The organism is Cobetia sp. LC6, assembly GCF_030264805.1.
Taxonomy (GTDB): Bacteria; Pseudomonadota; Gammaproteobacteria; order Pseudomonadales; family Halomonadaceae; genus Cobetia.
The window spans coordinates 221,306-244,632 of the sequence record NZ_JASSPL010000002.1 but is presented as its reverse complement, the minus strand read 5'-3'; the positions used below and the strand labels follow the sequence as shown (position 1 = coordinate 244,632).

At 62.2% G+C, this 23,327-nt stretch carries 15 protein-coding genes and 9 tRNA genes; 15 read left to right on the top strand and 9 right to left on the bottom strand.

Annotated elements, in window-relative coordinates; all coding sequences use genetic code 11:
• Positions 1-166: 166 nt before the first annotated feature.
• The 4 genes from fnr to QQF40_RS04355 form a co-directional block, all read right to left on the bottom strand.
• A complete protein-coding gene (gene fnr, locus QQF40_RS04370; RefSeq protein ID WP_175090012.1) occupies positions 167-916 on the bottom strand; it encodes a fumarate/nitrate reduction transcriptional regulator Fnr in 750 nt (249 codons plus the stop codon).
• 368 nt (positions 917-1,284) lie between these two features.
• Complete coding sequence (locus tag QQF40_RS04365; protein WP_175090010.1) at positions 1,285-1,554, bottom strand: hypothetical protein; 270 nt, start codon at positions 1,552-1,554, stop codon at positions 1,285-1,287.
• A gap of 23 nt (positions 1,555-1,577) precedes the next feature.
• Positions 1,578-2,195, bottom strand: a complete 618-nt coding sequence (locus QQF40_RS04360) for a cbb3-type cytochrome c oxidase subunit II (protein WP_285460552.1) — start codon at positions 2,193-2,195, stop codon at positions 1,578-1,580.
• Positions 2,192-3,682: a cbb3-type cytochrome c oxidase subunit I gene (locus tag QQF40_RS04355; protein WP_285460551.1), complete on the bottom strand. Its 1,491-nt coding sequence runs from the start codon at positions 3,680-3,682 to the stop codon at positions 2,192-2,194. Before QQF40_RS04355 ends, QQF40_RS04360 begins: the two co-directional genes overlap by 4 nt.
• 322 nt (positions 3,683-4,004) lie before the next feature.
• On the opposite strand from QQF40_RS04355, the gene QQF40_RS04350 reads away from it, so the two are divergent.
• From QQF40_RS04350 to QQF40_RS04295, 12 genes are all read left to right on the top strand, one after another.
• A complete protein-coding gene (locus tag QQF40_RS04350) occupies positions 4,005-4,871 on the top strand; it encodes an alpha/beta family hydrolase (RefSeq protein ID WP_285460550.1) in 867 nt (288 codons plus the stop codon).
• 216 nt (positions 4,872-5,087) lie between these two features.
• A tRNA-Val gene (locus tag QQF40_RS04345) sits at positions 5,088-5,163 on the top strand.
• A gap of 78 nt (positions 5,164-5,241) precedes the next feature.
• Positions 5,242-5,318: transfer RNA gene (locus tag QQF40_RS04340), tRNA-Asp, on the top strand.
• A 41-nt stretch (positions 5,319-5,359) separates the two neighbouring features.
• A tRNA-Asp gene (locus QQF40_RS04335) sits at positions 5,360-5,436 on the top strand.
• A 49-nt stretch (positions 5,437-5,485) separates the two neighbouring features.
• Positions 5,486-5,562: transfer RNA gene (locus QQF40_RS04330), tRNA-Val, on the top strand.
• A gap of 4 nt (positions 5,563-5,566) precedes the next feature.
• Positions 5,567-5,643 (top strand) — tRNA-Asp (locus QQF40_RS04325).
• Between the two features lie 461 nt (positions 5,644-6,104).
• On the top strand, positions 6,105-8,132 hold the full coding sequence (locus QQF40_RS04320) for an NADPH-dependent 2,4-dienoyl-CoA reductase (protein WP_285460549.1): 2,028 nt from the start codon (positions 6,105-6,107) through the stop codon (positions 8,130-8,132).
• A gap of 203 nt (positions 8,133-8,335) precedes the next feature.
• Positions 8,336-9,409 carry a 1-aminocyclopropane-1-carboxylate deaminase/D-cysteine desulfhydrase gene (locus tag QQF40_RS04315; protein ID WP_175090003.1) on the top strand — a complete coding sequence of 358 codons (1,074 nt, stop codon included), beginning with the start codon at positions 8,336-8,338 and terminating at the stop codon, positions 9,407-9,409.
• A gap of 199 nt (positions 9,410-9,608) precedes the next feature.
• Positions 9,609-10,694: a threonine aldolase family protein gene (locus QQF40_RS04310; protein WP_175090001.1), complete on the top strand. Its 1,086-nt coding sequence runs from the start codon at positions 9,609-9,611 to the stop codon at positions 10,692-10,694.
• A gap of 703 nt (positions 10,695-11,397) precedes the next feature.
• Positions 11,398-13,320 carry a PrkA family serine protein kinase gene (locus tag QQF40_RS04305; protein WP_175089999.1) on the top strand — a complete coding sequence of 641 codons (1,923 nt, stop codon included), beginning with the start codon at positions 11,398-11,400 and terminating at the stop codon, positions 13,318-13,320.
• A gap of 97 nt (positions 13,321-13,417) precedes the next feature.
• Entirely contained in the window at positions 13,418-14,701 is a 1,284-nt protein-coding gene (locus QQF40_RS04300; RefSeq protein ID WP_107335619.1) for a YeaH/YhbH family protein, read from the top strand.
• Between the two features lie 83 nt (positions 14,702-14,784).
• On the top strand, positions 14,785-16,350 hold the full coding sequence (locus tag QQF40_RS04295; protein WP_254627129.1) for a SpoVR family protein: 1,566 nt from the start codon (positions 14,785-14,787) through the stop codon (positions 16,348-16,350).
• A gap of 177 nt (positions 16,351-16,527) precedes the next feature.
• On the opposite strand, the gene QQF40_RS04290 is transcribed toward QQF40_RS04295, so the two are convergent.
• A complete protein-coding gene (locus tag QQF40_RS04290) occupies positions 16,528-16,845 on the bottom strand; it encodes a high-potential iron-sulfur protein (RefSeq protein WP_175089995.1) in 318 nt (105 codons plus the stop codon).
• Positions 16,846-17,293: 448 nt separating this feature from the next.
• Between QQF40_RS04290 and QQF40_RS04285 the strand changes: the two genes are divergently transcribed.
• Complete coding sequence (locus tag QQF40_RS04285) at positions 17,294-18,160, top strand: DNA/RNA non-specific endonuclease (RefSeq protein WP_285460548.1); 867 nt, start codon at positions 17,294-17,296, stop codon at positions 18,158-18,160.
• Between the two features lie 297 nt (positions 18,161-18,457).
• Here the strand turns inward: QQF40_RS04285 and QQF40_RS04280 are convergent.
• The 4 genes from QQF40_RS04280 to QQF40_RS04265 form a co-directional block, all read right to left on the bottom strand.
• Positions 18,458-18,544: transfer RNA gene (locus QQF40_RS04280), tRNA-Leu, on the bottom strand.
• A gap of 100 nt (positions 18,545-18,644) precedes the next feature.
• Positions 18,645-18,731 (bottom strand) — tRNA-Leu (locus QQF40_RS04275).
• Positions 18,732-18,773: 42 nt separating this feature from the next.
• Positions 18,774-18,860 (bottom strand) — tRNA-Leu (locus QQF40_RS04270).
• 123 nt (positions 18,861-18,983) lie between these two features.
• Positions 18,984-19,070 (bottom strand) — tRNA-Leu (locus QQF40_RS04265).
• 339 nt (positions 19,071-19,409) lie between these two features.
• Between QQF40_RS04265 and rnr the strand changes: the two genes are divergently transcribed.
• On the top strand, positions 19,410-22,121 hold the full coding sequence (rnr, locus tag QQF40_RS04260; RefSeq protein WP_285460547.1) for a ribonuclease R: 2,712 nt from the start codon (positions 19,410-19,412) through the stop codon (positions 22,119-22,121).
• A gap of 170 nt (positions 22,122-22,291) precedes the next feature.
• Positions 22,292-23,203, top strand: coding sequence for a 23S rRNA (guanosine(2251)-2'-O)-methyltransferase RlmB (gene rlmB / locus QQF40_RS04255; RefSeq protein WP_352230715.1), 912 nt, complete (start codon positions 22,292-22,294; stop codon positions 23,201-23,203).
• Positions 23,204-23,327: the final 124 nt, after the last annotated feature.

The following is a 23,327-nucleotide window of genomic DNA, read 5'->3' as shown; positions in this document are numbered from 1 at the left end:
GTCTGGGTTGTCGAACTGTTTCGATGACTGACGACTGGCCTGTCAGAAAGCAGAAGCCCGCCACGCCCATTGCGTGGCGGGCTTCTGCCTTGTGTGGGACCGACATGGCGTCCTGCGGTAGATCAGCGCAGTGTCGCACCGCGTGATGTGCTGTCAGCAGGCGTCATCAGCGACCGCCCTGACACTCGCCCTCGGCCAGCTCGATCAGGCCATCCAGATGTAGGATATGCACCTCGCGGGCACGAATGTCGACCAGCCCCTGGGTCTGGAAGCGGGTCAGGATGCGGCTGATGGTTTCGACGGCCAGTCCCAGATAGTTGCCGATATCGGCGCGTGCCATCGAGAGGCGGAAGCTGTATGGCGAATAGCCTCGGCGACGGAAGCGCTGTGACAGGTTGACCAGGAAGCTCGCCAGCCGCTCATCGGCTGTCTTGCGTGACAGCAGCATCATCATGCGGCGATCTTCGTGCAATTCCTTGCTCAGGCTCTTGAACAGCTGGGTTCTCAGCTCAGGCATCTGCTCCGAGAGCGCATTGAGTCGGTCGAAGGGAATCTCGCAGACGGTGGTGGTCTCCAGCGCCACCGCGGTGCCGGGATAGCAATTGCTGTCGATGGCATCGAGTCCGGCCAGCTCGCTGGGCAGGTAGAAGCCGGTCAGCTGCTCCGTACCGCTGTTTTCATTGGTGATCTGCTTGAGGCTTCCGGAGCGCACCGTGAAGACGCAATCGAAGGCATCGCCCTGGGTGAAGAGGACTTCCCCTTTTCTGAGTGGCGCGCGACGGCGGATGATGGCGTCAAACTGGTCGATATCTTCCATGTTCAGTGCCAGTGGCAGGCACAGTGAACTCAGCGAACATGTCTGGCAGCGGGCTTCATGGGCGCGCAAGCGGTGTGATGCCTGTGCATTGGCCGTCATGGTGACTCTCCTGAGGAATGTCACCGCTACCCCTGGGGTAGGGCAGCGGGAGGGGTCTTTCGGGCGCAACGAACGGTGGGGCGGGGCCTTGTCGCCCGCCGCTGCACTGCTGAGCCGCAGTGTATCGAGCGGACAGAGTCTGAGCGCTCATCGGCCGAGGCAGCGCATTCCGTGACGCCATAATATTAGATTTTGTTAATTCATTATCCTGCCCAACCCATGGGCGTTGCAAGGTGTGTGAACTTTAGGCCTGGTTGACCCCGCGTGACCATACCGCGACGACCTGCCTCAGCCGAAGGCGCGAGTCAGTATGCAGTGACCAGCACTCAGGCATCAGTCGCTGGTCATCCGTCTCTGGCCATCTGGGCTCAGCCAGCTGCGCCGAGCAACAGGATCAGCGCGGCGGCCAGCGTCGCCAGTGCCAGAATGCCCCAGGCACGTGGCGCTGGTGTGTCAGGCTGACGTATGCCGTTGATGCGATGTTCCTGCATGGGGCCATCGCCTTCGCGCTCGTCGCTGTCAGCGCGCGAAAGACTGCCCAGCGCCAGCATGGCGAACAACACCAGGCTGCCCAGCGTGAGGGCCAGCACCCAGAGATTCCAGAACAGGGGGAGGCCAGTTGTCTCCAGCAGATTCATGTCGTGTCTCCTGAGGGGGTCTGTCATGGGCCACGGCTGGCGGTGTCGCTCGCAGGGGCGGCCTGCTGCAGGTAGGCGAGCAGAGCCGTGATTTCGGCAGTGCCACGCACGTCATTGGGGGCGGCGAGAATCTCGTCTTCCGCGTAGGGTACGCCCAGGCCTTGCAGGGCTCGCATGCGTGCCGCGATACCTTCGCCGCTCAACGCCCGCTCGAACAGCCACGGGTAGGCAGGCATCGCCGAACCCGGCACCTGACTGCGCGGGTCATGCAGATGCAGGCGCTGCCAGGCATCGTCATGCTGCGCAGGCAGCTGGCTCAAATCCGTCCCCCAGCGCTCGACGCCCCACAGCGAAGGGCGGTCGTAGAAACGTGCCCGGGTGGTCGTCGCATCGCCGTGGCGCGCCGTGTCGCCCGGTAGATAGCGCACCATGCGTGTGTGGCACTGCTGACAGCCCTCGCGTTGATAGATGCGCTGACCCTCCAGCGCCAGGGCGCTCAGCGGTTTGAGGTCTTCGGGCGCGCTGGCGAGACTGGGGTGAGCTCCAAGCGGCACCAGCTGGGCGAGGGCGCCGAGGCTCATGGTGAGCAGGCATAGTGCCGTCATCAGGCCGGCGTGACGTTCGAGCAGGACATGTCTCATGCGTAGTGCCCTCCCGAGGATGTGGCAGGGGGCGTGGCAGAGGGTGATGCAGGGTGTATGGCAGGCTGTGATGATGTCTTCCGCGAGCCGGACTTCGGGAGCTGGCGCTCATGAGCGGCTTGCCGTTCGCTCTTGTGGACAGCCAGGGTGCGCATCACGTTGAGGAGCATCAGCAGCATGCCGAGCGCCCAGCAGGCGAGCCCGCCCAGCGAGATCATCATCGGCATGCGGGCCGCTTCCAGCACCTCGCTCAGGGTGTATAGCGGTCTGCCGTCATCTGCCAGCACATGCCACATGCTGCCTTGAAGCAGCGTGGTGGCCCAGCTGGCGGCAATGCACAGCAGGGTGCCGATGATGGCCAGCAGGGCATGGGTCTTGAGCAGCGCGAGGGAGCGCATCGGGGGCAGCAGGTGATAGGCCATCACGATGGCGACTGTCGCGACCACCCCCAGGCTTGCTGCCGGCGACAGGCTGTTGGCGGCACTGAAGGCCAGGGCATTGAGGGTCGGCAGTGACAGCAGGCTGTATTCAAGAACCGCAAGGGCGAAGCTGACCAGAGCTGCCGCCAGCAGGCAGATCAGCGGATCCCGGCGCAATGAGTGCCAATCCTCCTTGAGTGTCATCAGGCCATTGAGGCTGAGTGCCAGCCCCGGTGCCAGCAGCAGGAGGCCCATCGCCATGCCCAGCGTCTGACTCCAGGCTGGCAGGGCGCTCGCGAACAGCAGCGGAGCACCTCCCCATGTCACCAGCAGCACCAGCATCCAGAAGCTGGTGGTCGCCAGCCGATGCGAGTGGAGCGGCCGCCGCGAGCGGCTCATCACCATGTGATGGAGCAAGGCAATGAGGCCGAATGCGAACATGCCGCCGGGGAGTGGCCCGGCCTGCCAGCGCTGAATCAGTGCCTCGAGGCTGCCCGTGAAGAGCGGTATCGATTCAAGCAGGCCGATCGGCACGCTGAGCGAGATCAGCACATGCTGCATCAACACCAGCATCAGGCCGGCGATGAAGTACCAGCAGGCCACCGGCAGGCGGCGCAGCGTGCGCTGTTCCAGTACCGTGAAGAAGACCCACGCCACGGCCAGCCAGACGAGGGTCATCAGTAGATCGACGAGCCAGGGGGCTTCGGCCATGTACTGGCCCGAGGAGTAGCCTGCGACAATCGCCAGTGCGCCGAGCGCGACCACGGCCTGCCAGCCGAGGAAGGTGAAATGCATCAGCTTGAGCGTGAAAGGGGGCAGTGCGATATCCGGTATCGCCGTCTCGGCGTCCGTGCGTGATTCGCGTTGCAGGACGCTGTGCATGGCGATGGAGTAACCACCGGCGATCACTGCCGAGCCGCCCAGACCGTAGAGCAGCAGGTGATGTTGCAAGGGAGCGAGGCGGCCGTAGCTCAGCCAGGCCACTTCCGGCCCCAGCGAGGGCCATAGCCAGATGAGGTTGAGCCATACGGCCAGACAGAGGCTGAGCAGGCCCCAGATGACGGCCATGCGAGCGAAATCATGGCGTACGTGATGATGATGGTTCACGCAGGGTTGGCAGGCCGAAGCCTCAAGAGCTGTACGCATATCACGACCTCGTCGGCAGTGGGCGAAAGCGCAGTGCTGGTGGTGACGGTGCTGGAAGCGGCGCTGCGGGAGCGGCCATATCACCGACGCCACTGTTCAGGGCGGCAGAGCTGGCGCTGAGCGATATCACGCGCGACCATGACCGACTGACAGGCCATCCCTCGCGCTGGAATGCAGCGTTTACCCCTCATCGGTTCCAGCGTTGTCTGGCGCGAGCCGTACGAGATCAACAGGAGAATTTCGCTTGCCCGCCGTCACTTCATCATCGGACGAAGATGCCAATGCGTCCAATACGGCTGAGGTCCCCAGCCCCTACGCCGAGGAAGGCTTTCGTGTCGCCAGCCTGGCCGACGTCGCCTTGGAGCTTGCTGCTCGCCAGACCATGTCCCACGACGCGCTGGCAGCGCGAGGGCCATGGCGAGGCTGGCTGGTGGAGCTTGGGCCTCTCGAGATCCATGGACGGCCTGAGCGTGCCCTGCTGTTGCATGCCCACGGTGCCGGTGCCGGGCGTGAGACCGACTTCCATCAACGGTTCGCTGCTGCCTGCCTGGCGCATGACATGGCATGGCTGGCATTCGATTTCAGCTATCTCGTCAGGATGCGCTGCGAGCGTCGCCGCAGACCGCCACCCCGGCTGCCCGGGCTGATCGAGGAGATGGCGCGCTGGTGTCAGGCGCTGATGGCGTGTGTGGCAGACGTCGACTGCTTGCGGACGCTGCCCTGGCTGGTTGGCGGCAAGTCGATGGGCAGTCGTGTGGCCTCTCATCTGCTGGTGGAATTGGCCCAGGCGGCGCATGCGCCGTTGCCGGTCGGGTGGTACGCGCTGGGCTATCCCTTCCATCCCACGGGCAAGCCCGACAAGTTGCGCATCGACCATCTGCCGGCTATCCCGATGGCGGGTGTGATCTGTCAGGGCAGCCGCGATCCCTTCGGCACTCGAGAGGAAGTGACGGCATATCCGTTGCCGGAAAGCCTCACCTTGCATTGGCTGAATGATGGCGAACATGATTTCAAACCACGAAAAGTGAGTGGCGAGACTCGTGAAGGACTGATTTCGCGTGCGGCGCAGGCCTTGGCCCATCACCCGGCATTGGGTGGAAAGCGGCAGTGAATCATCATTATTCGAGGGGCATTACCCAGGCCTTCGATGGCGACAGCGGCATGTCAGAATGATGACGCAACGCTGATGTTTACTGGCCTGCAGGCAAGATGCAGCGGGAAAGTCCTGTCTTATCAATACTCTGTCGCGGGCGATTGCTGAAATTGCGCGTAAAAAAAGTATTGACTCATGGGCCGGATTCCGTAGAATGCAGCGCCAACGAGACAGGGGTGGTTAGCTCAGTTGGTAGAGCACCAGCCTTACAAGCTGGGGGTCACTGGTTCGAACCCAGTACCACCCACCATTTGAAAAAAGTCATTGCTTTTCAAAGCGTTACTTGATTAAATGGCCTGGTTCGTTAGCAGAAGCAAGCGTTTGTCGTGGACCGGTAGTTCAGTTGGTTAGAATGCCGGCCTGTCACGCCGGAGGTCGCGGGTTCGAGTCCCGTCCGGTCCGCCATTCTCGTTTGTCATGCGCCCGATGTTGAGTTGTTCTGAAGTGGACCGGTAGTTCAGTTGGTTAGAATGCCGGCCTGTCACGCCGGAGGTCGCGGGTTCGAGTCCCGTCCGGTCCGCCATCAGAATCGCGAGATATCACCGCTGCTTGCAGCAAAGATCGTTTGTGTTGGGTGATTAGCTCAGTTGGTTAGAGCACAAGCTTCACATGCTTGGGGTCACTGGTTCGAATCCAGTATCACCCACCAATGCGGACCGGTAGTTCAGTTGGTTAGAATGCCGGCCTGTCACGCCGGAGGTCGCGGGTTCGAGTCCCGTCCGGTCCGCCATTCGATCTACAAGAATTCGTGAAACCCGAGCTTTCGAGCTCGGGTTTTTGCGTTTCTGGCTGTCGAAAAGTCTTCAGTACTGATCCAGCCTCGCTTGTCTCCCGTTCTTGCCTCTCTACGTCTCGACCTGGCCCTGTTCCCGGCTTGTCGGCCTTCTCGGTGGACATCGCGACGCTCCCCTCCCCCCGTTGATGGGTATCCTGCACGGTTTTCCCCTCGCTGCTGTCATCTCTGGTCTCATTCGCGATGTGGCCTTTGGGAGTATTGAGCCCGGGGCGCGATGCTCTACACTGGGATCACTCGTTTCATACGACCGTTTGCCATCTAACCTCAGCCGTTGATGTCCTGACGACCTGTTACTGCTGATGGCCATGACTCATGAGTGTTGCTGATGAGAATGGCGGCGGCGCGATACAACAATGATTGTCCGAGGTGCTCGAGACAGCCAAGGAGAGACCGCAATGACTGCCTATCCGAATATCTTCCGTCCGCTGACGTTGGGCCATATCACGCTCAAGAACCGTGTGCTGATGGGCTCCATGCACACGGGGCTTGAGGAGACTCCCAATGGCTTCGCGCGCCTGGCGGCGTTCTATCGTGAGCGTGCACGCCATGGTGTGGCGCTGATCGTCACGGGCGGTATCGCGCCGAACGCGGAAGGGGCTGTCATGCAGGGGGCCGCGAAGCTGACCACCCCGGAGGAGGCGGAGCACCATCGCGAGGTCACCGAGGCGGTGCACGCCGAGGATGGGCGCATCTGTCTGCAGATCCTTCACGCGGGGCGTTATGCCTACTCACCGGATCAGGTCGCGCCCTCGGCGATTCAGGCGCCGATCAACCCCTTCACGCCACGCGCGCTGAGCACCTCGGAGGTCAAGGAGCAGATCGCCGACTACGTGCGCTGTGCCAGCCTGGCACGCGAGGCCGGCTATGACGGCGTCGAGGTGATGGGCTCAGAAGGCTATTTCATCAACCAGTTCATCTGTCGGCGCACCAATCAGCGCGAGGATGAGTACGGTGGCAGCTTCGAGAATCGCATCCGCCTGGCGGTGGAGATCGTCGCCGGTATCCGTGCCGCGCTGGGTGAGGACTTCCTGATCATCTATCGCCTCTCGATGCTGGATCTGGTCGACGAGGGCAGCACCTGGGATGAAGTGGTTGCGCTCGGCAAGGCCATCGAGGCGGCGGGGGCGAGCCTGATCAATACCGGCATCGGCTGGCATGAGGCGCGTGTGCCGACCATCGTCACCAGCGTGCCGCGCGCTGTCTTCACCGGGCTGACCCAGCGCATGAAGCAGGAGCTCAGCCTGCCGCTGATCACCACCAATCGCATCAACATGCCTGAGGTTGCCGAGTCGGTGCTGGCCGAGGGCCATGCCGACATGGTGTCGATGGCGCGACCGTTCCTGGCGGATCCGCAATGGGTCAGCAAGGCCAAGGCGGACGATGCTGCCATCATCAATACCTGCATCGCCTGCAACCAGGCGTGTCTCGATCACACCTTCCAGATGAAGCTGACCTCTTGCCTGGTCAATCCGCGCGCCTGTCATGAAACCGAGATGGTGATCGAGCCCGCGCGACATGAGCGCCGTGTGGCAGTGGTAGGCGCAGGGCCTGCCGGTTTGTCTGCCGCCGTGACGGCGGCAGAGCGTGGCCACGAGGTGGTGCTGTTCGAGGCGCAGTCCGAGGTGGGGGGCCAGTTCAATTTCGCACGCCGCATCCCCGGCAAGGAAGAGTTCGACGAGACACTGCGTTACTTCAACGAGAAGCTGGTGCGTTGTGGGGTCGAGGTGCGTCTCAATACCCGCGCCACCGCCGAGATACTGGCGGAATTCGATGCCGTGATTCTGGCCTCGGGCGTGAAGGCGCGGACGCCGGATATCGAGGGTGTCGAAGCCGGTATCGAGCGGGGTCAGGTGCTCAGCTATGCCGAGGCGATCAGCGCACCGGAGCGGGTCGGGCGTCGCGTGGCGTTGATCGGGGCTGGCGGGATCGGCTTCGATGTCGCGGAGCTGATGACCCACGTCGAGCCGTCGCCCTCGCTGGATGGTGAGCTGTGGTGCGAGGAGTGGGGGGTAGATCTCTCGGTCAGCACGCCTGGCGGCCTCAAGGCGCCCGTGATACCGCAGGCGCCACGTGAGGTGTGGCTGCTGCAGCGCAAGACCTCCAAGCCCGGCAAGGGGCTGGGCAAGACCACTGGCTGGGTGCATCGCGCGACCCTCAAGCAGCGTGGCGTCAAGATGGTCGCCGGCTGTGAGTATCGCTCGATCGACAGCGAAGGCCTGACCGTCAGCCTCAATGGCGAAGAGCAGCATCTGGCGCTGGACAGCATCGTGCTGTGCGCCGGGCAGGATTCGGTGCTGGAGCTCAAGGCGCCTCTGGAGGCGGCGGGGGTGGAGCTGCATATCGTCGGTGGCGCCGACAAGGCGGCAGAGCTGGATGCCAAGCGTGCGATCGCGCAGGGCACCATGGCGGCCGCTGCCCTTTGAGTTGACCGCGATCACGCATGGGGATATTCAGCGTTGAGCTGAGCCTGACCACTGCCTAGACTGATGGAAGCCACCGCGGACGCCGTGCCTTTGTTGCATGTGCCTCCGTGGTGGCTTTGTCGTCTTCAGAGTTTGCCTCGGGCGCCGCGCCAGCGGCTCGATGCGCTCTGATTTCTGCCTTGCCGCCACGATGGGATCTGCTCATGTCACCGCACGCCGCCGCCTCACGCCATGCCACCGTTGAGGCTCTGATGCCGGACACCGAGGACAGTCCTTTGCCGCCGAAGAGGGAGGGCGCTCGGGCTTCATCATCGCAGGCCGCCTCCCCGCCGGTAGCCGAGACGCTGGACAGCCTGCTGGATCTGTTCACACCGCCAGCGGTCGAGCGCCTGGCGTGGCCGCTGGCCGATGAGGCCGGTGTGATCGTCGAGTGCCTGCGCGCCGACACGCTGGATAGCGAGATTTCCGGCAACAAGGCCTGGAAGTTGCGTCTGCCGCTGGCCAGGGCGTTGAGCGAGAAGCGGGGTATCATCAGCTGTGGAGGGGGGTGGTCGAACCATCTGCATGCATTGGCGGCGGCGGGTGCCAGATTGGGCATCGAGACGCATGGCCTGGTGCGCGGGCACCCCGAAGCGCCGCTGACGCCCACGCTCGCCGATGCACGTGACAATGGCATGCGCTTGAGTTTCGTCTCGCGAGCAGAGTACCGGCAGCGCGACCAGCCTGATTTTGCCAGGCGCCATGGCGAGGGAGTATGGATTCCCGAGGGTGGCGGTTGCGCGGAGGGTGTCGCCGGGCTGGCACCGTTGGCCCAGGCGTTGGCCGAGCCGGTGCCGGGCGAGTCTGCGCCGCAGCTGGTGCTGCTGGCCTGTGGCAGCGGCACGACGCTCGCGGGGGTGCTGAGTGCGCTGGGTGAGCGCGATGGGCTGCGGGTCATCGGGGTGCCGACCATGAATCATGGCGATCAGCTCTATCATCGTGTGCGTCGCCTGCTGGCGGAGAGTGGCGGCAGCCAGCAGAAGACGCCGGAGTGGGGCTTGTGGCTGGGAGCGCAGGCCGGCGGCTTTGCCAAGGCACCTGACTGGTTGATCCAGTTCATTCAGCGCTTCGAGGCCGAGACAGGCGTTGCGGTGGAGCCGGTCTACACCGCCAAGCTGTTTGCGGCGCTGGCGCACCACCTGGTCAATGGTCTGATCGCACGCGGTACGCGCATTCGCGTGCTGCACAGCGGCGGCTTGCAGGGGCGGCGAGGTTATCCGGCGTTGCAGGCCATCTGAGGGTGCTGGCGAGGCGAGTGTCATCTGGCTCGTCTCCTCTCGCTAGGCGCCATCCGGTGGCTTGCGTGCAGCATTCACCTGCCACTGGCGGCGGCGTGCAGCGCTGTTATGATGGAGTTTCTGCAGCGGCTCCTGCCATCCGGGAGCCGTGTCTGTTTCACCGGACAGGGTGATCCCCTGTCCCGCTCTGGAAATTCCCATGACGACTGACGCCATTGCCCCGACCCCCGCTGCGACCTCTGCTGCCGATGAAGCGTGCACTTCACGCTTTCTGGCCAGTGACAACACGTCCGGTATCTGTCCCGAGGCGATGGCGTACATGATGCAGGCCAATCGTGATGACGATCTCGCCTACGGCAATGACCGCTGGACGCAGCAGGTCACCGACAGCTTCCGTCAGCTGTTCGAGACCGAGTGCGAGGTGTTCTTCGTCTTCAATGGCACCGCCGCCAACTCCCTGTCGCTGGCCCATCTGTGCCAGTCCTACCACAGTGTCATCTGCCACGAACTGGCCCATATCGAGACCGATGAATGCGGCGGGCCGGAGTTCTTCTCCAACGGGTCCAAGTTGCTCAACGCGCCGGGCCCCAACGGCAAGCTGACGCCGGAAGGCATCGAGCAGCTGGTCACCAAGCGCAGCGATATCCACTATCCGCGTCCGCGGGTGATCTCCCTGACCCAGTGCACCGAGGTCGGCACCGTCTACAGCCTGGAAGAGCTGCAGGCAATTCGTGAAGTGGCAGACCGTCATGACCTCCAGATCCATATGGATGGTGCCCGTTTCGCCAATGCCTGCGCCGCGCTGAGTGTCTCGCCCGCTGAGCTGACCTGGAAGGCGGGCGTGGACGTGCTGTGCTTCTCCGGCACCAAGAATGGTCTGGCCATGGGAGAGGCGGTGATCTTCTTCGATCGCAAGCTGGCACGCGATTTTGATTATCGCTGCAAGCAGGCCGGTCAGCTGGCCTCCAAGATGCGCTTCATCGCGGCGCCCTGGATGGGGCTGCTGGAAAATGATGTCTGGCTGAACAACGCCCGTCATGCAAACGGCATGGCGCAGTATCTGGCCGAGCGACTCGAGGCGCTGGAGGGCATCGAGCTGCTGTTCCCCAGCGAGGCCAACAGCGTGTTCGCCAGCTTCCCCGAGCATGTGCTGGCGGCGCTGCGTGAGCGTGGCTGGACCTTCTATACCTTCATCGGTGCGGGCGGCGCGCGCTTCGTCTGCTCCTGGAACACCACCACCGAGTTGCTCGACGCCTTGCTCAAGGATATTCGCGACGTGCTGTGAGTCTCTCGATTCAGGCGGTCCCCAAGGCGTGAGCGCCTCCCTCGAAATCCCCATCGCCCCGGCGATGGGGATTTTTTTATAGCCTGTTGTCCGGTCTGGTCAACGTCATGTGTGACTGAGGCAATAGTCTGATCAGGTTGGTAGCCACTTCGTCGCCAGTCTTTGTCTTCATGGTCTTTGTGGCGAAGCAGGAGGCTGTGTGAAGAGCGGCGGGGGTGGTCGGGTGAGAGGTGTGGACGCGATCATTCTTGCTCGACTGGCTGGTATGCAGTGTCGTCTGGGCGTGCGAGTGACTGGCGTCAACCGTCAGTCTGTTCCTATGCTCAGGGTGTGCTGCGGTGCAACATGACATGAGTGAATCACCCGCGACAGCAGAAGCATTGGTCGAGTTTTCGCGTCTTTCAAAGCTTTCTTCAACGCGTTGTCAGGGGCATTGAGGCGCGAACGTAGTGTCTGCTGACCCACTGGCTGCCGTAGATGCTGCGGTGCTTGGCAGAACTGGCTCCGCCGGCGGAAAGTTCGTTGAATGCATTCACTCACTGTATTGGACACCTGCACCCTATATCGACCTATGCTGATAAACACGCCGAGGCAGCCGTCCTGCGTACGCTATCCAGGCTGAGCGGACGAGCGAATCTTACGGTCTTACCTGAGTGGGCCCGGCGATGGTCCCAGCGACTGATGTCGCGACAAGGAGGCTTCCATGAGCATCTTCGATCACGTGCAGAGCCGCTATGAGCGGATTCAGCAAGAAGAGATGAGTCTCCAGGAGTACCTGGAGTTGTGCCGGCAGGACGCTACTGCCTACGCCAGCGCTGCCGAGCGCATGCTGGCGGCCATCGGTGAACCGGAGGTCATCGATACCGCCAAGGACCCCAGTCTTTCCCGTATCTTTTCCAACAAGCTGATCCGCCGTTATCCAAGCTTTGCCGAGTTCTATGGCATGGAAGAGGCTATCGAGCAGATCGTTTCCTACTTCCGGCACGCGGCGCAGGGGCTGGAGGAGCGCAAGCAGATCCTGTATCTGCTCGGCCCGGTGGGCGGCGGCAAGTCGTCTCTGGCGGAGCGCCTCAAGCTGCTGATGGAGCAGATCCCCTTCTATGCCATCAAGGGCTCGCCGGTATTCGAGTCTCCGCTGGGGCTGTTCTCGCCGGAGGAAGATGGTGAGCTGATCGAGAAGGAGTACGGCATTCCTCGGCGCTGCATGCGCAGTGCCATGTCGCCGTGGGCTGCCAAGCGGCTCAAGGAATATGGCGGAGATATCAGCAAGTTCCGCGTGGTCAAGCTCTATCCCTCACGCCTCAATCAGATCGGTATCTCCAAGACAGAGCCGGGCGATGACAACAACCAGGACATCTCTGCGCTGGTCGGCAAGGTCGATATCCGTCAGCTGGAGCTCTATGCCCAGGACGATCCGGATGCCTACAGCTTCTCCGGCGGGCTGTGCAAGGCCAACCAGGGGCTGATGGAATTCGTCGAGATGTTCAAGGCGCCGATCAAGGTGCTGCACCCGCTGCTGACCGCGACCCAGGAGGGCAATTACAACCCGACGGAAGGCATGGGCGCGATTCCCTTCGATGGCGTGGTGCTGGCGCACTCCAACGAGAGCGAGTGGCAGGCATTTCGCAACAACCGCAACAACGAGGCCTTCCTTGATCGCGTCTATATCGTCAAGGTGCCTTACTGCCTGCGTGCCTCCGAGGAGGTCAAGATCTACGCCAAGCTGCTGGAGCATTCGTCGCTGAATCAGGCGCCCTGTGCCCCGGATACGCTGCGCATGCTGTCCCAGTTCATCGTGCTGTCACGTCTGCGTGAGCCGGAGAATTCCAGCGTCTACTCGAAGATGCGCATCTATGACGGCGAGAACCTCAAGGATACCGATCCGCGCGCCAAATCGATCCAGGAATACCGCGACAGCGCCGGTGTTGACGAGGGGATGGACGGGCTCTCGACGCGCTTTGCCTTCAAGATTCTCTCCAAGGTCTTCAACTTCGATGCCAGTGAGGTCGCGGCCAATCCGGTCCATCTGCTCTACGTGCTGGAGCAGCGCCTCGATCAGGAACAGCTGCCCAAGGAAACCCATGAGCGCTACCTGCGCTATATCAAGGAATACCTGGCACCCCGCTACGTCGATTTCATCGGCAAGGAGATCCAGACCGCCTATCTCGAGTCCTATTCCGAGTATGGGCAGAACATCTTCGATCGCTATGTGACCTATGCCGACTTCTGGATCCAGGAGCAGGAGTATCGCGATCCCGAGACCGGCGAACTGCTGGACCGTCAGTCACTCAACGAGGAACTGGAAAAGATCGAGAAGCCCGCGGGCATCTCCAACCCGAAGGATTTCCGTCACGAGGTGGTCAACTTCGTGCTGCGCGCACGGGCGCAGAACAACGGTACCAACCCGAGCTGGCAGTCCTATGAAAAGCTGCGTGCGGTGATCGAGAAGAAGATGTTCGCCAATACCGAAGAGCTGCTGCCGGTCATCTCCTTCAATGCCAAGGCCTCGGCATCTGATCAGCGCAAGCACGAGGACTTCGTGGCGCGCATGGTGGATCGCGGCTACACCGAGAAGCAGGTGCGCCTGTTGTCCGAATGGTACCTGCGTGTACGCAAGTCGCAGTAAGCCCTGCCGACTGACGACAGGCCTGCCGGCGGGCTCGATTGCCGCCGGCACTTGCCATCCGGCCATCCGCTGAGGGCGGGGCCGGCAAGGAGGGCGAATGAGTTATTTCATTGATCGACGCAGCAATGCACGTAACAAGAGTGCAGTGAATCGACAGCGCTTCATTCGGCGCTATCGCAGTCATATCAAGCGGGCGGTGGAGGATGCCGTCAATCGGCGCTCCATCACCGACATGGAGCGCGGTGAGGAAGTCTCCATCCCGACGCGTGACATTTCCGAGCCGGTGTTCCAGCACGGGCAGGGCGGCAAGCGGCGTGTGATCAATCCCGGCAACAAGGAATTTGTCGAAGGGGACCGCATGCGCCGTCCCGGTGGTGGCGGCGGGGGAGGTGGCAGTGGCGAAGGCCAGGCCTCCAATCAGGGCGAAGGGGAAGACGACTTCGCCTTCACCCTGTCGCGTGAGGAATTTCTCGAGTTCGTCTTCGACGGGCTGGAACTGCCGCATCTGGAGCGCAAGCAGATCGCGGACATGGAAGAGGTGCGCCCGGTGCGCGCGGGGATTGCGCGTGACGGCACACCGGCACGTATCAACATCGTTCGCTCGATGCGCTCGGCACAGGCGCGGCGCATCGCGATGCGTTCCCCGATCAAGCGGGCGCTGAAGGAGGCTGTCGAAGCGCTGGAGCAGGAGGAGCGCAAGGACCCGGTGCTGCGCAACAAGGTGCGCATCAGTGAGCTCAAGGCGGAAATCGAGCGGCTCGAGGCGCGCCTCAAGGCGGTGCCGTTCCTCGATACCTATGATCTGCGCTACAACCACCTCATCAATCAGCCGATGCCGTCCAACAAGGCGGTGATGTTCTGCGTGATGGATGTCTCGGGGTCGATGACCCAGGCGCACAAGGACATCGGCAAGCGTTTCTTCCTGTTGCTGTATCTGTTCCTGGAGCGCAACTATGAGAAGGTCGAGCTGGTCTTCATCCGTCACCACACCGCTGCCAAGGAAGTCGATGAGGAGGAGTTCTTCTACTCCCGCGAAACCGGCGGCACCATCGTGTCCAGTGCCCTCACGCTGCTCGATGAGGTGATCGAATCGCGCTATCCGGCCGGTGAGTGGAATCTGTATGTGGCGCAAGCCTCGGATGGCGACAACTGGGACGATGATTCCACCAACTGTCGCGAACTGATGATAAAGAAGCTGATGCCGCGCCTGCAGTACTACGCCTATGTGGAGATCACGCCGCATGCCCATCAGGCGTTGTGGGAGGAGTACGAGCGGGTCGAGGCGGAATTTCCGGAACGTTTTGCCATGCAGCAGATCGTCGAGGCAGGCGATATCTACCCGGTATTCCGCGAGCTGTTCAAGCGCCGCATCAGCGCCTGATCACATCATGCGACGTGCCCGGCAGTCGCGCCGGGTCAGGAGGCCTCATGAGCCATGGTCTTGATGGCGGTCTTGATGACCGAATGGGCAAGCACATCGATAGCCGGTTCGAAGATACCCAACCGGCCAGCGGGTCGGATTGGACCTTCGAATTGCTCGAGCATTTCGAAAGCGAGATCGCGCGCATCGCCGCGCAGTACCATCTGGATATCTACCCCAACCAGATCGAGGTGATCACGTCCGAGCAGATGATGGATGCCTACGCCAGTATCGGCATGCCGGTCGGCTACCATCACTGGTCGTTCGGCAAGCAGTTCCTGTCGGTGGAGCAGGCGTATCGGCGAGGGCAGATGGGGCTGGCCTACGAGCTGGTGATCAACTCCGACCCGTGCATCGCCTATCTGATGGAAGAGAACACCCTGATGATGCAGATTCTGGTCATGGCACATGCCTGCTATGGCCACAACAGCTTCTTCAAGGGCAATTATCTGTTCCGCACCTGGACCGATGCCTCGGCGATCATCGACTACCTCGTCTTCGCGCGGAAATACGTATCCGAGTGCGAGGAGCGTCATGGCGTGGACGCCGTCGAGCAGCTGCTCGATGCCTGCCATGCTCTGCAGAACTATGGCGTGGATCGCTACAAGCGTCCATCGGCCATCTCGCCGGAAGAGGAGGTCCAGCGTCAGCAGGAGCGTGAGGCCTATCTGCAGGCCCAGGTGAATGCGCTTTGGACCACGATTCCCCAGGCGGGCGAAGAGGATGAGGTGGTCGATGAGGTCAATGATCCTCTCGGTCTGCATCGTCGCGGCCGCTATCCGCCGGAACCGCAGGAGAACCTGCTCTATTTCATCGAGAAGAATGCCCCGTTGCTGGAGCCCTGGCAGCGCGAGCTGGTACGTATCGTGCGCAAGCTGGCGCAGTACTTCTACCCGCAGCGCCAGACGCAGGTGATGAACGAGGGCTGGGCGTGTTTCTGGCACTACACCATCATGAATCAGCTCTACGATGAGGGGTTGATCGGCGAGGGCGTGATCCTCGAGTTCCTGCAGTCGCATACCTCGGTGGTGCAGCAGCCCGGCTTCGATCACCCGCATTACAACGGCATCAATCCCTATGCGCTGGGCTTCGCGATGTTCACCGATATCAAGCGTATCTGTGAGCACCCCGACGATGAGGATCGTGAGTGGTTCCCGGATATCGCCGGCAGCGACTGGCTGGAAACGGTGCACTTCGCGATGCGCAACTTCAAGGATGAGTCCTTCATCCAGCAATTCCTGTCGCCCAAGGTGATCCGGGATCTCAAGCTGTTCTCGCTGGTCGATGATGACAGCGATGAGCATCTCGTCATTGACGCCATTCACGACAGTCGTGGTTACAAGCGCATTCGTGAGGCGCTGTGCGTGCAGTACGCGCTGAGCCACCGTGAGCCGAATATCCAGGTGTGGGCCGCCAACATTCGCGGGGATCGCTCGCTGACCCTGCGCCATGTGCAGGATGATCGGCGCCCGCTGGCGCGCAGCGTCTACCCCGTGATGCGCTATCTGCATCAGCTGTGGGGCTTTCCTGTCCATCTGGAGTCGATGGAGAACGATGAGGTGGCAAGGCGCTACCAGTGGCCACTGCCGGAGGACGCCAATCCCGGCTGACAGGGCTTCAGGTGATGCTCATGGCGGGTCGAGTAGGTGTCGAGGGATGCCAGCCCTGATCGGCGCGCAATCGGCATAAGGCAGGCATGAAAAAACCGCCGTGAGGACACCCTCGCGGCGGTTTTCTTGTTTCAGTGGGCTCTAGTGCTCACAGCCAGAGGGTTCCGGTTGAGCATCTCAGGCCGGGCGCTTGGTCCAGGACTGACACCAGCCCTTCGGCTCGACGCTATGGCTTGGGAAAAGCTGGCAGCCTTCGTTCTCGGGCTTGTAGAACATGCAGTTGGCGCAGTCCGAGCCCGGCTTGAAGGCAGGGTGGTCCTCGGCTTCACTGGCGACTTCCACGTAGTTGAGCGCCTTGGCTTGTGGGTTGGAGGTATCCAGTCGCGGCAGGTCGGCGGCAAGGGCGCGGGGGGAGAGCATGGTGGCGCCCAGCGGCAGGGCAGCAAGCCCCAGCAGGCTGTTGCGCATGAAGTTACGGCGGCTCTGATTGGCCATGGTCGGATTCCTTCTCATCAATGGAGCACAACCGTCGGGATGTGCTGCGGTCACGGCTCGCCTGTCAGGAGGCGCTTGCATGTCAATCGTTGCAGTGTCGCGGGTGCCACCGGTGCCTTGAGGGGCACTCTGTGTGGCATTGCTGGCTGCTTGCTGACATTCATGGATGCAGGTGGCATGCCAGATGCTGAACGTGTGGTCAGGTTCTGCGCCATCAGTGTTCGGGCAGACTTGTCAGGAGGTCTCTGCTTGCCGATGGTGCATCAAGCGGGTGCTACCTGCTTATTGTGGCTTGAGTTGGGGCAACCGTCAGCCTCGCTGGCATAACTCTGGCATGATGGAAGCCACGCAGTAGCGTGAATGACATCGCTGTGGCCCGCGAGCCATGGCGAAATGATGAATGCATGCCTTGCCGAGGTAACTGCAACGACAAGAAGGAAATGGCGGGATGCTGGATGTGATGGATGATATTCGCTCGGCCGGCCGCAAGCTGTGGCGAGGCTTCGGGGTCAGCGTGGTGTTTGCTTTGGTGGGAGGTGGGCTCTGGTGGTGGCAGGAGCGCGACTACCAGCAGTTCTACGTCTGGCAGGGCGTGCCGCAGGCGCGTGCACTGGATTGGAAGACGCTGGCGCGCGGCTTGCGCAGCGACGCCTATCTGGTGGGCTGGTCTGATCTGCGTGCCAACCCGTTATGGGTGACATGGCGACTCGAGAATACCCAGGGGTCGCGGCTGGGGGAGCGTCCTGACGAGTTCGAGCGCGACTGGCGCTCACTGTGGCCCGTCACGCCGGATAGCTATCGCAACAGTGGCTATGACCGCGGGCACCTGGCGCCCAACTACGCCATCGGCAAGATCTACGGCGTCAAGGCGCAGCATCAGACCTTCCGCATGACGAATATCTCGCCACAGACACCGGCACTCAATCGCAAGCTCTGGCAACGGCTGGAAGCCGCCATCATGGACAGCATCCTGCCGCGTGAAGGCGCGCTGTGGATCACGGCAGGACCGGTCTTCAGCGGCAGTATCGAGCGGTTGCCTAATCTGATCGAGATTCCCGATGCCTTCTACAAGATCATCATCTCGCCCGGTTCGGGCCGGCAGGCACCGCGTGCGTTGGCATTTCTCCTTCCGCAGCAGGTGAGGGGAGATGAGCCGCTGGATCGCTTTCTGGTCAGCATCGACCGCATCGAGTCTCTGACAGGGCTGGACTTCTTCCATGAGCTTCCCGATGACGTCGAGCAGCGCCTCGAGGCGCAAGTCGTGCGCGATGGCTGGCAGGTGTACAGTTTCAGTCGTACGCCATCACGTTATTGAGCGCACAGGGAGAGGCAGGTGACATAGGAGCCTATCAGCGCCAAGCCAAGGTCCGACAGAACCAGGTCTGACGAGAAGAGGGCGGCTGAAAAGAGTTATCCACAACGCCAGGCATGGCAACGGGTGTGGACAAGTTGCGCATGAGGAGGGCGGTATTATCGTCGGGGCATGCGAAAGACAACGCAGGGCGCTGTGGGGCTGGGCAAAACAAGAGGGTGAGTCAGTCAGGATATTGCGAGGGGGAGTATCGCGATGTGAGCAGCAGGCGCTGCGAGGATGCATCGGATATCAACTTGATGGTGCCCAGAAGAGGACTTGAACCTCCACGTCCATAAGGACACTAGCACCTGAAGCTAGCGCGTCTACCAATTCCGCCATCTGGGCATCAAGTTGTGTGCTGAAGCCTCAAGAGCTGAGTCTTGCAGCTGAACGAGCATGAGATCCTTGGTAGTGGATGCCATGTTCCCTGTTCGAGTGCGCATCGTGGTGCCCAGAAGAGGACTTGAACCTCCACATCCTTACGGATACTAGCACCTGAAGCTAGCGCGTCTACCAATTCCGCCATCTGGGCGAAGCGCGATACAGGGGTCGTTCGTTGTGAGTCTGACGTCCGTGGTGCCCAGGAGAGGACTTGAACCTCCACGTCCATAAGGACACTAGCACCTGAAGCTAGCGCGTCTACCAATTCCGCCACCTGGGCAGACATCAGAACTCGTTTCGGTCCGCAGACCCGGATCAGCAGTCAAGTTATTGAAACTTAAATGCTTTACCCGTTTTCTGGTATCCATCTTAACGTGTGTCACGCCAACATGAAACCTGAAATTGGTGCCCAGAAGAGGACTTGAACCTCCACGTCCATACGGACACTAGCACCTGAAGCTAGCGCGTCTACCAATTCCGCCATCTGGGCAAGTGGTGCCGAATAATACGGATGTACTGAGGGAATGCAAGCTTTTTCTTTCATGCCTGCTGATCTAGCCGCAGAAAGCCTCTCTCGCTTCATGAGGATAGACAGAGGGCAGAGAGAGGACAGACAGATGAAGCTCATCGATTGGCGAGCTTTCAGACTTGAGAGTCAGGCCTCGGGGCGCCATTGACAGCACTGAATGGCCCCTCCGCCGTGATGAGTGGCGGGGAATGGTTGGGTCGGCCCAAGGGTAGAGGCTATAATGCGCGGATGAGAGACAACCTGTCATTCCGTGCCGCGATCGCTGCCCGTCTCGAATTCATCGTCAAGGAATCCTGATTAATGACCCAATGGACGCTCAGCGACGACCCGCACGCGGAACGCGAAGCCCATAAGTACGACAAGCCCATCCCCAGCCGAGAGTTCTTGCTCGACAAGCTGGAAGAGTATGGCAAGCCCATTACCCACGAGAACATGAGCCGCATGCTCGGTTTCGAGGACGAGGAGCAGCAGGAAGCTGTGCGTCGTCGTCTCAATGCCATGGAGCGTGACGGTCAGGTGCTGCGCAATCGTCGCGGCGCCTATGCCCTGATCGACAAGCTGGACCTGATCCGTGGCCGCATCGTCGGTCACCGTGACGGCTTCGGCTTCTTGGCGCGCGAAGATGGCGTCAAGCCGGACCTCGCCGTGCCGCCGCGCCAGATGCGTCGCGTCTTCCATGGCGATCAGGTGCTGGCGCGCGTCAGCGGCCGTGACCGTCGTGGCCGTGACGAGATCACCATCGTCGAGGTATTGGCGCGCAACACCCAGACCCTGGTCGGCATCTATCGTCAGTCCGAGCCGGACTTCGGTGTGCTGATTCCCGAGAACTCGCGCATCGCGCAGGAAGTCATCATCCCCAACCGCGTGGCCAATGGAGCCAAGGACGGCCAGGTGGTGTCCGTGCGCATCACTCAGCAGCCCGCTACACGCGTTCAGCCGGTGGGTGAAGTGGTCGAGGTGCTCGGTGAGCGCATGGACCCGGGCATGGAAATCGATATCGCGATCCGCTCCCACGATATCCCCAGTGAATTCCCGCCGGAAGTCGAAGACCAGATCTCGACCATCTCCGCCGAGGTGCTGGAAGAAGACAAGAAGGGTCGCATCGACCTGCGCGAGACACCGCTGGTCACCATCGATGGCGAAGACGCAAAGGACTTCGATGACGCCGTCTGTGCCTGGCAGGACGACAGCGGCAACTGGAAGCTGCTGGTCGCCATCGCCGATGTCTCCCACTATGTGCGTGGCGGCAGTCCGCTGGATCAGGAAGCCTACGTGCGCGGCAACTCGGTGTATTTCCCGGGGCAGGTCGTGCCGATGCTGCCGGAACTGCTCTCCAACGGTCTGTGCTCGCTCAACCCGCATGTCGATCGTCTGACACTGGTCTGTGAGCTGACCATCTCCGCCGGCAGTGGCGAGATGCTCGACTACCGCTTCTTCGAAGCCGTGATTCGCTCGCATGCACGCCTGACCTACGAGAAGGTCGGCACCATGCTGACCGACCCGGAAAGTGAGGAAGGTCAGGCACTGTGCCAGCAGTACAATGAGCTGCTGCCGTCGCTGCACAACCTGCATGCGCTGTACGGTGTGCTGCGCAAGGCGCGTGACAAGCGTGGTGCCATCGACTTCGAGACCACCGAGACGCAGATCCTGTTCAACGATGAGCGCAAGATCGAGCAGATCGTGCCGCGTACCCGCAACGATGCGCACAAGCTGATCGAGGAGTGCATGCTGGCGGCCAACGTCGCCACGGCACGCTTCCTGGATGAGCACGATCTCCCGGCCCTCTATCGTGTCCACAAGCAGCCGGCACCGGAGCGTCTGAACAACCTGCGTGCCTTCCTGGGCGAGCTGGGTCTGACGCTGGAAGGTGGTGACGAGCCGGCACCCAAGGACTTCCAGGCACTGCGTGCCTCGATCGCCGAGCGTCCGGACCTCGACATCATCCAGACCGTGATGCTGCGCAGCATGACCCAGGCGGTCTACTCGCCGCAGAACGAAGGTCACTTCGGTCTGGCCTACGATGCCTATGCGCACTTCACCTCGCCGATCCGTCGTTATCCGGATCTGCTGGTGCACCGTGCGATTCGCTCCGTCATCCGTGGCCCGCGCAAGACCGACACCGTGCTGCGCGCTGAAGACGCCGTGACCGAGCGCCCGACCAAGTGGTGCCCGTACACCTTCGAGCAGATGCTCGAGCTGGGTGAGCACTGCTCGATGACCGAGCGCCGCGCCGATGAGGCGACGCGTGACGTCAACGACTGGCTCAAGTGCGAGTTCATGAAGGACAAGGTCGGCGAAGTGCTGGAAGGCACCGTCGCGGCGGTCACCCAGTTCGGCCTGTTCGTGCGTCTGGATGCCTACTACGTCGAGGGCCTGCTGCACATCTCCTCGCTGCCGTCCGACTACTATCACTACGAGGCCGAGAAGCACCGCCTCAAGGGTGAGCGTGCCGGCGTCAGCTATGGTCTCGGCGATGGCGTCACCGTCCAGGTGGCCCGTGTCGACATGGATGAGCGCAAGATCGACTTCATGCTCAGCGACCCGACGCCGCGTCCCAAGCGCAAGCCGCGCAAGTCGCGCAGCAGCGAGCGAGAGGGTGACAAGTCATCTGCGGCCAAGAGCAGCTCACCTACCGGCAAGGAGTCCTCTTCCAAGGGACGCCCCGGCAAGCGTGAACGCGAGCGTCTCAAGTCCCTGACTGAAGAAGTCAGCCAGGAGGGCAATGGCAGCGCGGCGGCGGCCGAAAAACCGTCAGGTGAGCGTCCGCCGCGCAAACCGCGCGGTGAGCGCAATGACCGCTCAGGCCGTGGAGAGCGCAAGCCGTCTGCTGGCAATGAGCGTGAGTCTGCGCCTGAAGCGCCGGCGGCAGCGCGTCCGGCCGTGCCGAGTGGCCCGGAAGCAGCCGACAGTCCGTTCGCGCCGGTGGCACCGATGGGTGCCGCAGGCAAGGACGATCCGTCGCGCAAGCGGGGTTCGCGCTCGCGCGGGCGTCGCGGTAACGGCCGTAGCTGATCTCGGCTCGGCTCCTCGCGCGTCATTGCAATTGCATCAGCCCCGGCTCCGGTCGGGGCTGATGCGTTGGGCAGTCGTCAGACTGCACGATTTCAAGGCTGTCGCGTCGGCGGCAGCTCAGTTTCCGTCAATGTGACAGGGCCCGTCGGGTCATCAGTCAGGAAGGCACAATGAGTCAGGACAAGGGGCGCAAGCCCGGCCGCGGCAAGCCCGCCGGCGAGCGTGCTAGCCACGCCAGAAGTGAGCATTCCCGAGGCGAGCGCAGCGGCGCTCAGCGTCATGAGCGTGGCGGGGCGCGCAAGGGTGGTGTTCGCGCCGCCGCGCCGAAGATTCCCGGTGGGCTGGAAGCCGTCTATGGCGTGCACGCCGTGGAAGCCTTGCTGGCACGAGATCGTGCACCCAGCGAGCTATGGGTGCAGGCGGGCGAGGCCGAGCTGCGCCTGAGCGAGATCATCGAGCAGGCGCGTGCCGCCGGCTCGCGCGTCACCCTCAAGGGGCGCGAGGAGCTGGATGCACTGGCCGTCGGCGGTGGTGCCCATCAGGGGCTGGTCGCGCTGTGCGCGCCACTGGCCACCGAGAACGAGACCGGCCTCAAGCTGCGTCTTGATGGTTGGTCCCACGAAGAAGCTCCGCTGTTTCTGGTGCTGGACTCCGTCACGGATCCGCACAACCTCGGTGCCTGCCTGCGCAGCGCCGATGCCGCGGGCGCCCATGGCGTCATCGTGCCCAAGGACAAGTCGGCTTCCCTGAACGCGACCGTACGCAAGGTGGCCTGTGGGGCTGCGGAAGTGGTGCCGGTCTATCAGGTCACCAATCTGGCCCGCACGCTGGACGCCATGAAGGAAGCCGGTGTCTGGGTGCTGGGTACGGCGGGGGAAGCCGAATCCATGGCCTTCGAAGCCGACTTCACCGGCCCGGTCGCCATCGTGATGGGGGCCGAGGGCAAGGGTATGCGCCGTCTGACCCGCGAGCACTGCGACAGCCTGATCAAGCTGCCGATGGCGGGCAGCGTCTCCAGCCTCAATGTCTCGGTTGCCGCGGGCATCTGCCTGTTCGAGGCCGTGCGTCAGCGCCGCGGCTGAGGCAATTGTCGGCAGGGGATAGTCAGACAGGCAGGGCAGAGGCAAGAGAGAGGCAAGAGAAAGACGGCCGGCGGAACGGGGCTGGCTGTCTTTTACGGGCCGCTTGCCAAGCCCTTGACTCCTC